This window comes from uncultured Slackia sp. (assembly GCF_959608125.1).
Classification (GTDB): domain Bacteria; phylum Actinomycetota; class Coriobacteriia; order Coriobacteriales; family Eggerthellaceae; genus Slackia.
In genome coordinates this window covers 18,447-28,024 of the sequence record NZ_CAUHPG010000028.1, presented here as the reverse complement: position 1 = coordinate 28,024, position 9,578 = coordinate 18,447, and the positions used below count along the sequence as shown (strand labels likewise).

8 protein-coding genes and 1 pseudogene are annotated in these 9,578 nt (G+C 59.1%); 6 read left to right on the top strand and 3 right to left on the bottom strand.

Annotation, left to right across the window (positions count from 1 at the left end):
• The 5 genes and pseudogenes from Q6E04_RS08290 to Q6E04_RS08270 all read left to right on the top strand — a co-directional run.
• Positions 1-421, top strand: a pseudogene (locus tag Q6E04_RS08290) (serine/threonine protein kinase); the annotation flags it as partial.
• 263 nt (positions 422-684) lie between these two features.
• Positions 685-1,824 (top strand): DMT family transporter, encoded by a 1,140-nt coding sequence (locus Q6E04_RS08285; protein ID WP_303250306.1) that lies wholly within the window; start codon positions 685-687, stop codon positions 1,822-1,824.
• A gap of 214 nt (positions 1,825-2,038) precedes the next feature.
• A complete protein-coding gene (locus tag Q6E04_RS08280) occupies positions 2,039-2,599 on the top strand; it encodes a hypothetical protein (protein ID WP_303250305.1) in 561 nt (186 codons plus the stop codon).
• Positions 2,600-2,890: 291 nt separating this feature from the next.
• The gene (locus Q6E04_RS08275; RefSeq protein WP_303250304.1) at positions 2,891-4,246 is read left to right on the top strand and encodes an MFS transporter; all 1,356 of its coding nucleotides are present in this window, start codon (positions 2,891-2,893) and stop codon (positions 4,244-4,246) included.
• A 310-nt stretch (positions 4,247-4,556) separates the two neighbouring features.
• A complete protein-coding gene (locus tag Q6E04_RS08270; protein WP_303250303.1) occupies positions 4,557-5,192 on the top strand; it encodes a TetR/AcrR family transcriptional regulator in 636 nt (211 codons plus the stop codon).
• Positions 5,193-5,384: 192 nt separating this feature from the next.
• Here the strand turns inward: Q6E04_RS08270 and Q6E04_RS08265 are convergent, their stop codons facing one another.
• The 3 genes from Q6E04_RS08265 to Q6E04_RS08255 all read right to left on the bottom strand — a co-directional run bounded on the left by Q6E04_RS08265 (position 5,385) and on the right by Q6E04_RS08255 (position 8,480).
• Positions 5,385-6,131, bottom strand: coding sequence for an amino acid ABC transporter ATP-binding protein (locus Q6E04_RS08265; protein WP_303250302.1), 747 nt, complete (start codon positions 6,129-6,131; stop codon positions 5,385-5,387).
• Positions 6,132-6,141: 10 nt separating this feature from the next.
• The gene (locus tag Q6E04_RS08260) at positions 6,142-7,536 is read right to left on the bottom strand and encodes an amino acid ABC transporter permease (protein ID WP_303250301.1); all 1,395 of its coding nucleotides are present in this window, start codon (positions 7,534-7,536) and stop codon (positions 6,142-6,144) included.
• Positions 7,537-7,670: 134 nt separating this feature from the next.
• The gene (locus Q6E04_RS08255) at positions 7,671-8,480 is read right to left on the bottom strand and encodes an ABC transporter substrate-binding protein (RefSeq protein WP_303250300.1); all 810 of its coding nucleotides are present in this window, start codon (positions 8,478-8,480) and stop codon (positions 7,671-7,673) included.
• A gap of 795 nt (positions 8,481-9,275) precedes the next feature.
• Between Q6E04_RS08255 and groES the strand changes: the two genes are divergently transcribed.
• Positions 9,276-9,566: a co-chaperone GroES gene (gene groES / locus Q6E04_RS08250; protein WP_123198590.1), complete on the top strand. Its 291-nt coding sequence runs from the start codon at positions 9,276-9,278 to the stop codon at positions 9,564-9,566.
• The last annotated feature ends 12 nt before the right edge of the window (positions 9,567-9,578 follow it).

Genomic DNA, 9,578 nt, shown 5'->3' with positions numbered 1-9,578 from the left:
CCACATCGACGCCACCTTCGTGCCGCTGCGTCCGGGCCTGATCATCAACAACCCGAACCGTCATCCCGCCGAGGGCCAGCTGGCCATCTTCGAGGCCAACGACTGGCAGGTCGTCGACGCCGCCCAGCCGGCGCACACCGAGCCTCCCGCGCTCTGCTACAGCTCCGTCTGGCTGTCCATGAACTGCCTGGTTCTCGATCCCTCCACGGTCATCGTCGAAGCTTCCGAGGTTCACCAGCAGGAGCAGATGGACAAGCTCGGCATGAACGTCATCCCCGTCGACCTGCGCGACGCCTATCCCTTCGGCGGCGGCCTGCACTGCTCCACCGCGGACGTCTACCGCGAGGGCGGCTGCGAGGACTACTTCCCGAACCGCGTCAAGGACGACACGCTCATCCACCCGGAGATGTGGAACGACTAAGTTCGAGTCTTCAAAAAAAATATGCTAGCTGCGTAGCTAGTGCAGCTTAACAGCAAGGGGTTCGGTTTGCCCGTGGCGGGCCGAACCCCCTTTTTATCTAACCCCCTCGTAACGTTCGGAACGGGATGCCGTTTTGCCCGATAGTGCAGATGGCGCGCATAAGCATGGGAAACATATGCTGCCCTGTTCGGCAAGGCGAAACATGCAGGCACCCAGATGGGTGAGGGGGTAATTTACCGGCTTGTTGGTTTTAAGGAGGACCAATGGCTGAAGGAAAGAACACGAATGCCGCTCCCTCTAAAGGGGAAGGGAACGGCTATGAAATGAAGCTGGGCCTTGGCACCATCGCCATGCTCATCTCCGCAACCGGCATGGGCCTCGTGCCCCTGTTCAGCCGCTGGGGTACGCGCGTCGACATGTTCGATGCCACCCAGGGTCTCGCGGGCAGCGACTCCATCGGCGCCTTGATGGCCGTCGGCCGCATGGCTATGGGCGTGCTGTTCTTCGTCATCTTGCTGTTCGCCACGCATAAGGTGGCGACCTTCAAGAAGCTGAAGCTCACTCCCGCCATCGCTCTCGGCGGTTTGATGATCGGCATGTCTCTGGCTTGCTACGTTACCGCCACCTTGATGACGACGGTCGCGAACGCGGTTCTGTTCATCTACACCGGTCCCGTCATCTGCATCCTGCTCGCCCGTATTTTCCGCAAAGAGCCTATCTCCGCGCTTCAGTGGGTCTGCCTGGTCGCCGTATTCGTCGGCATGCTGTTCGGCAATAACCTGATCGGCTTCGGCGTGGGCGGTCAGACCTTCGGCGTCGACCTGAACCTGCAGACTTCAACGCCTGAATTCCCGATGAAGGGCATCGGCGACATCTTCGGTCTGCTCTCCGGCGTTTTCTATGGCGCTTCCATGTTCTTCAACGGCTATCGTAAAGATGCCGACACCACCGCCCGTGGCGTGTGGAACTTCATCTTCGCGACCCTCGGCGCCGTTGCCATCGTCATTCTGATGAATGTCTACGGTATCTCCGCGGGCCAGGAGAACTGGGTCACCTCCGTCGAGTTCACTCCGTTCAACTGGGTCGGCGCAGTGCTGTTGTGGATCGTCTGCGGTCCTATCGCTTTGGGCTTCCTGCTCGTTGCGGGCCGCAACCTCCCGGCTGCCGACTACGGCACCATCGCCTACTGGGAAGTTCCCGTCGCCATCTTCATCGGCCTGGTCGTCTTCGGCGAGGCCCTTACGGCAAACACCATCATCGGCGCTATCTTGATCGTCGGTGGCGGCGCCATCCCGTCCATCAAGGGCATGATCGCCGGCCGTAAGCAGAAGCAGGAAGAGGAAGTTCGTGAAAACCTCTCCGCTCACCTCGAAGAGGAAGCGGTGAAAGAGGGCCTGAAGTAAGCTCTTCAGCCTATGCCCCGGAAAGGCGGCCGGACCCGTGGTTCGACCGCCTTTCCCGCACAAGCTGCTCCGGGCGGCGCGCACGTACCGCCCGGAGTCTCTACCGGTTCCATAAGGCTTTTAGGTACAAATGCGTCCCTCACCGCCACAAAAGGGTCGTATGCAAGAAGACCGACGGTAGCGGGACGCTTTCCAAGGAGAGGATGGTGCAGCAATGAAGATCACGAAGAATCTGGTCCACATTGCCACGGACGTCGAGCTTGAAGCCGCTGTGGCTGAAGATGCTCTGAAAGCCGAGTTCGACAAGGCCGGTTTGAAGGGTTTTCCTGCGGAGCTCGACATTGCCGAGCGTACCGAGGAACATGTCCAGATGGTGAAGCTCGACGACCTGCTCGGCTTCGCCGCCGCATCGGGCGTTGCCGCGGTGACCTACGATGTGACGTACTTCCCTCAGGCCGATGATGCCGAGGTCGATCGCCAGGTGGCTCAGCTCGCTCGCGACCTCGAGATTTCCCCCGAGGTCATTCGCGAAGTCTGCGAGAAGCAGATTGCCGAATATCTGGAGCTCGACGCCAAGCGCGATGCTTCCGTGCCCGTTCACAGCATCGTCGAGGCATATGTCGGCGGTACGGCATTCGCGTGGTACGGCATGAACGACTATCCGCGCCTGCGCCGCGTTATTCTGCGCGAGCTCGCTCAGGGCGGCGCGAAGGCCAAGCGCGCTTTCGTTCTGCGCGCCAGCAAGGCCCAGGTCGATCTGCTCGAAGACTTCTAAATCGCGTCGGGGCCGACGTGTAGGGGTATGCGTCGGCCCTGTTGTTCGCGAGCGGTGCGAGCCATTCCTGCTACGGTGCGCGAATCGTCGTGGTCTGGGGTTGTGTCGCGGCTCGACGCTTGCTTAGCCACTGTTTCGTAACGGCTTTATATCGACGATCGGGTAGTGGCGACCGCGGTATATATTCGGATATACCGTCCATGGTTTCGCGGCCGACCAGTTCAAACGGTCCGCTTAGGGGGTTGCGTTTCCGAATTCGCCAGAAGCGAGCCCCAAAGGAAGTGATTCTTTATGACGGACAAAACCGCCATGCCGCCTCACTCCGAGGCGGTTCAGAACCCGCCGCAAGAAGAACAGAGCAAGACGCTTAAGCGAGTCGTCGTTTCTTCCTTCTTGGGCAATTTCATCGAATGGTTCGATTACGCGAGTTATTCCTACTTCGCGACGGTCATCGCTTTGGTGTTCATGCCCGGCGACAATCCGACGGTGGCACTTCTCGAAACGTTCGCCGTCTTCGCACTTTCGTTCCTCATGCGTCCCGTCGGCGCAGTCTTCTGGGGTAACATGGGTGACAAGAAGGGCCGTAAATGGGCCCTGACGGCTTCCATCCTTTTGATGAGCGGCGCAACGTTTTTGATCGGCTGCCTGCCCACGTATGCGATGGTAGGCTTGCTGGCTCCCGTGCTGCTTCTGCTTCTTCGCATGGTTCAGAGCTTCTCCGCTTCGGGCGAATATGCCGGCGCTGCGACGTTTTTGGCCGAGTACGCGCCCGCTAACAAGCGCGGTCTGTATTGCTCGGTCGTTCCTGCCTCTACGGCCACGGGTCTCCTGTGCGGCTCGATGTTCGCAACCGTCATGTATGCGGTTTGCGGCCACGATTCCGCTTTCGTGACCGACTGGGGTTGGCGTATTCCGTTCCTGCTCGCCGGTCCTTTGGGCCTGATCACGCACTACATGCGTGAGCATCTGAGCGATTCTCCTGTGTATGCGAAGATGCAGTCCGACCTCGAGAACAAAAAGGGCCCTGCGGTCAAGGCTCCGTTCCGCACCCTCATGAAGAAGTACCCTCGCGTTCTGATCATCAGCTTCGGCGCTTGCATGCTTAACGCCGTCGGCTTCTACGCGGTTCTCACCTATCTGCCGAACTACTTGATCGACACGGTGCAGTACGATTCCGCGAAGGCCTCTATGATCACGACGATCTGCCTGGTGGTCTACATCGCGTTCATCTTCTTCTCTGGTCATATCTCCGATAAGTTCGGACGTAAGAAGATGCTGATCACCGCTTGCGTCGGCTTCGTGGTGCTGACCGTTCCCGCGTTCTATCTGCTCAGTTCGAAGGACTTCATGACTATTCTGCTCGTCGAACTGGTCATGTGCTTCCTGCTGACGATCAACGACGGAACGCTGTCGAGCTACTTGACGGAAACTTTCCCAACCGACGTCCGCTATTCGGGATTCGCCCTGAGCTTCAATCTGGCTAACGCCCTGTTCGGCGGCTCGGCTTCGTTCATCTCGATCGCTTTGATCGAAGCGACGGGTAGCACGATCGCGCCTGCGTGGTATGTGGTCGCTATATCGGCCGTCGCGCTGGTTGCCATGATTATGTCGCATGAGCATTCGGGCAAGGATCTTTCTGAGATTTAGGCGTTCATGTCGGCTTTTCGACGCATAGCCCCGCGCAAGGGTGTCGCACGGGTGCTGTGAAGACGGTTTGGAAAGCTTGTCGATCCATCGGGTTGACGACATGAGGAACACTGTCGATGTTCTAAAATGTTCCAGAATTATGAATTGCAGCGTCTGCGGTCGGCGTGGACGCTGCTTTTTTTCTGCGTACCGGTCTTTTCCGCCTAAGAGACACGTTGCGTTTCCGATGCTTCGGTAGAGGTGCGCTCATTCTCAATACGATGACAAATACGAGGCGCTTTGCGTCTCTTGAGTACTAGAAGGTGTCGCTATGGTTGTTAAGAAAACGGCACAGGAGCCGAAGTCTGTCAAAGCGCAGATCACTCGCGCTTCTTTGATCGTGGCAGCGGCCGCGATCATGCAGGAAGACGGTCCGAGCGCGGTGACGTATCGCAATGTCGCCAAGCGCGCTAATACTGCCGCATCTTCGACCGGGTATTACTTCGATTCTATTTCCGACCTGCTGTATGAAGCGGGCGACTACAACATGCGTTCGTGGGCTCGCCGCGCCGAATCCGTGGCCGATGCGGCCGAAGAGATGGATGTGCAGGATTGCCGCGACCGCGTAGTCGACCTGTTCCTTGCGGCCTGCATGCCCGCCGAAGCGGGAACGGCCGCTCCTCACTATATGCAGCTTTTGGCCGCGTCTGAATCGACGGCCGTCACAAGAGCGTATCGTGCCGGCCGCGCACGTCTGGACTCTGCGGTGGCGCGCATTATCGACCGTGTGGGGCTTAAGGACGTCACGCCGCGTTTCGTCATCGCCCTGGTCGACGGCGCGGCCGTCTCGGCTGTTTCGGAAGGCGAATCGGCGCATGAGCGCGCTCATGCGCTTCTTGCGGAATGGGTGTATCCCGTTATGCGCCGCGATGGCTTGATCGCCCAGGAGGGCGAGGAAAAGGCGTAAAGAATCCGATATCGATAGAAGCGCATGGCGACTCCCTCGGGCCTTTCGGTCGTACGGGGGAGTCGTTTCGTTTCAGACGAAGGTTTCGTTTGTGCATAAGAATGGGCCCCGAACATCGCGATGGATGCTCGGGGCCCATTTGTCGAACGGGACTATTCCGATCGGTCGGCATGGAGGCGGGAGCGGTGCGCCTTAGGCGATGTTGCCGATGAATGCGCGGGTGCGTTCCGATTTCGGGTTGTTGAACACCTCGTCGGGTGCGCCGCGTTCGATCACCTTGCCGTCCTCCATGAAGATCACGTGGTCGGCCACATCGCGGGCAAAGCCCATCTCATGGGTGACCACCAGCATGGTCATGCCCTCTTTGGCCAGCTGACGCATTACGTCCAAGACGCCGCGTACCAGTTCGGGGTCGAGGGCGCTCGTAGCTTCGTCGAACAGCATCACGTGCGGATTCATGGCAAGCGCTCGGGCGATGGCCACGCGCTGTTGCTGGCCGCCCGACAGGCCGTCGGGGTAGTGGTCCATGCGCTCTCCCAGGCCGACGCGTTCGAGCTGTTCGATTGCGATGCGCTCGGCTTCTTCTTTCGATCTCTTGAGCACCTTCTGTTGGGCGATCATGACGTTCTTCTTGGCCGTGAGGTGGGGGAATAGATTGAAGTTCTGGAATACCATGCCGACGTTCTTGCGCACCTCGTTGATATTGGTCTTTTTGTCGGTGATTTCCGTGTCTTCGAAGTAGATATGGCCGCTGGTGGGCTCTTCGAGGCGGTTCACACAGCGCAGCATGGTCGACTTGCCGGAGCCGGACGGACCTAGGATGACGACCACTTCGCCCTTATAGACATCCAGGTCGATTCCCTTGAGGATTTCCACATCGCCGTAGCTTTTATGCAGGTCGCGAATGCGGATGATGGATTTCGTCGTATCGATGGTCATCAGGAGCCTCCTACAAATCTGCCGTCTTGATGGCGAGTTCGTCTTTCGCAGCGTTCAGGTCGGGGCTCCAGCCCTGCTTGCGAACCGATTTCGGCTCTTTGTCGGCGGGCTTTTTCTTGAGGGCGACCTTATGGGTGCCGGTGCGGTCTTCCATGGCGCGGGTGATACGGCTCATGGGCAGCGTGACGATCAGGTAGAAGCCTGCGGCCACGATGTATGGGGTGATGTTGCCCGTCGCCGCGGTAATCGTCTTGGCGTACATGACCGTTTCCATGATGCCCACGGCAGCCAGCAGCGAGGTGTCTTTATACAGCAGGATGAGCTCGTTGGTCATAGTGGGAATGACGCGGCGGAATGCCTGCGGCGCGATGATATGGATCATGGTCTGCACGCTGTTCATGCCCAGCGAACGCGCCGCTTCGAACTGCCCCTTGCTGATGGACTGGATGCCTGCGCGGAAGATCTCGCACAGATAGGCGCTCGAGTTCAGAGCCATGACGCAGCAGCCCAAGGCGAAATTGTTGATGTTGAGTCCCAGCAACGGCAGACCGAAGAATGCGATGTAGATCTGGAGGAACATAGGCGTGCCGCGTACGATGTTGACGTAGGTGCCTGCCACGGCGCGCACGATGCGGAAACGCGCCATGCGCATCAGGGCGAGCACGAAGCCCACGGGGATGGCGGCAGGGAAGGCGATGATTACGATGCCGAGTGCTGCCAACCAGCCGTTGAATACGCTCGGAATGCTGGTCACGATGATTGCGGGGTCGAAGAACAGGTGCAGGAACTTATTGGAATTCCAAGCCTGGACCCAGCCTTGGTTGTTGAGCCATGCGGCGATTCCTTCGGCAACGCTGACGCCGGAAACCGTGATGACGCCTCCTAGGGGGCCGAGCTCGTTCACGGTTCCGTCAGCGGCTTCGGTGGTGGCCGCTACCTGGAACTCTCCGCCGTCGGCGGGGAAGACCACGTTGTAAATCTCGACGAGGAACGAAACGCCTGCGGGGGCCGTTTCGGGCATATCGATGACAATGGTTCCGTCGCCAGGGGCGCTGGTCTGGGCGTTCAGCTCGACTCGGTCGAGGCCGGAAAGGCCGGTGACCTTCACCTTGTCGGCGCTCAGCTCGACGCCGTCGGCGAAAGCGAGCGTGATGCGCGAAAGGCTCTCGTCTTCGGCGGAATGCGCGCGCCACGTGACGCGGGTGGGGGTGGCTCCGAGAATGCGGTTGCCGCCGTCTTCGTTCGGCGCGGCGGTGCAGGCTTCCACTTCGAGAGCATGCGCCTGGGAGGGCGCGGTGGAGGTCAGCACGAGGCCGAGGAAGAGGGTTGCGATCGCGCATGCGACGATGCAAGCGGCTCGCGCAAGCACGTGCTTTCGACGCGACGGCGAAGCGAAGGTGTCCATGACGATGCCTTTCTAACGGGAATCCACAGTATCGCGTACGGGCGCAAGGCGTCCTTGTCGGGCACGGAGGCATGTGCCCGACAAGGACGCCGCTGCCGCGCCTTCAGCGCGACAGCGGCGCGTCCGATCGAGTCTTAGATGCCGAACCACTTCTGGTTGAGTTCGGCGATGGTGCCGTCGGCCTGGAGCTCGGCGATGGCGTCATTGATGGCGGCGGTGAGGTTCGGGTTCTCCTTGCTCACGGCGATGCCGTACTGCTCGCCGGTGGGAATTTCTTTGACTACCTGGCAGTCGGAGTAGGCGACCTTGATGTAGTAGTCGGCGACGGGCTTGTCCAGGACGGCTGCTGCGACCTGGCCGGACTGCAGGGCGGCGAAGACGGCGGGATATTCATCGAAGGCGACGATTTCCTGAGCGTCGGTGAGGTTTTCCTTGGACCAGGTCAGGCCGGTGGTGCCGGTCTCGGCGCCGATGCGCTTGCCTGCGAGCTGGGTTTCATCGGCGATGTCGGAGCCGTTCAGCACGACGATGCACTGGTTGGTGTCGCAGAACGGGGTGGAGAAGTCCACTTCTTCTTCGCGCTCGGGCGTGATGGTGAAGCCGGAAACGCCGACATCGGCGGTCCCGCCTGCCACCAGGGCGGGGATGATGGTGTCGAACTTCATGGTGGGCAGGTAGTTGCACTCAAGGCCGAGCTTGTCGGAAATGGCTTTCATCAGGTCGACCTCGAAACCTTCGACATTGCCGTTATTGAGGTTCTCGAACGGCGGGAAGTCGAGCGATGCGGCCACGGTGAGCTTGCCGTCCTCGATGAGGGTGTAGCTGCCGTCGGCGGCAGGCTCGGCGGTGTCGGACGACCCGCCTCCGGAACAGGAGGCGAGCAGCGGAAGCGCACAGAGGGCGGCGACCGCCAGGGTGAGGAAGAGGGCTTTTTTCTTCATCATGCGTGGTCCTTTCTGCGGGGGCTTATGCCGAAGCGGCGTTCGTGCCGCGATCGGTTGGATGAAGGGCGCGCATCCGTCGGGCTCGCCGGCGCGTCGGATGCCGACGCGCGCGGTGGCGTTTCCGGTCGAAGGCGTCGCGCGCTTTATGCGCATCGCTCGGATGCGTGTGAACGGCCGCTTTTGGCAGCAAGCGGCGTTTTTCTCGAAAAATTGGGATAATGCACAACTTATAAATGATTGATGAACTGGTGATATATCTTTATCAAGTTTCACATTTTGTGCAGTCAAACAAAAAATATGATGGGGGCATTATTGCATAGAGCGCTTTATTTTGAAAGAGTGATTTTTATAAAAAAGAGTAAATAAAGCTTTTTATGCGGCAATCATGCATTGAAATACGCACTTTAATGCGACAAAAGCATATTTTATCGGGTAAGCGGTCGAAAATATGCAAAAAAGTGTTTAGCAAAAAGCACCCCGAGCGCTCGGGGTATCGATCGGGCGAAGGCGTTGCGCCTATAAATCACATAGCGCGCGTGCGCGAGGCGGGTGTCGGCGGCTTCACACCGAAATCGCGTTGTGACGCTGCCTCTCCGAACGCTTCTTCGCGTTTATGACGCGTGCGGAATATGACGCAAGCGTAACGATTGGCAGGAAACACTCTGAAACGCCGTTATTTCTCTTGCATCCGCGCCAAGCGATGGTAGTATAGCCATCAGTTAGCACTCGAAGGCATACAGTGCTAGCACTCACGAAGCCCCACTATCAAGGGAAGCTAGAGAGAGGATAACGATCATGAATCTCAAGCCTTTGGGCGATCGCGTCATCATCAAGCGCGACGAAGCTGAAGAGACCACCGCTTCCGGTCTGTACATCGCCTCCGCTGCCAAAGAGAAGCCGCAGAGCGGCGTCGTTCTGGCCGTGGGCGAGGGTAAGCACGACAAGGACGGCAACCTGGTTCCCGTTCCCGTCAAGGTGGGCGATCGAGTGCTGTACGGCAAGTTCGGCGGCACCGAGGTCACGGTCGATGACGAAGAGGTCATCATCCTGCGTTCCGACGACCTGTACGGCGTCTACACCGACTAAATCCCGCATTCT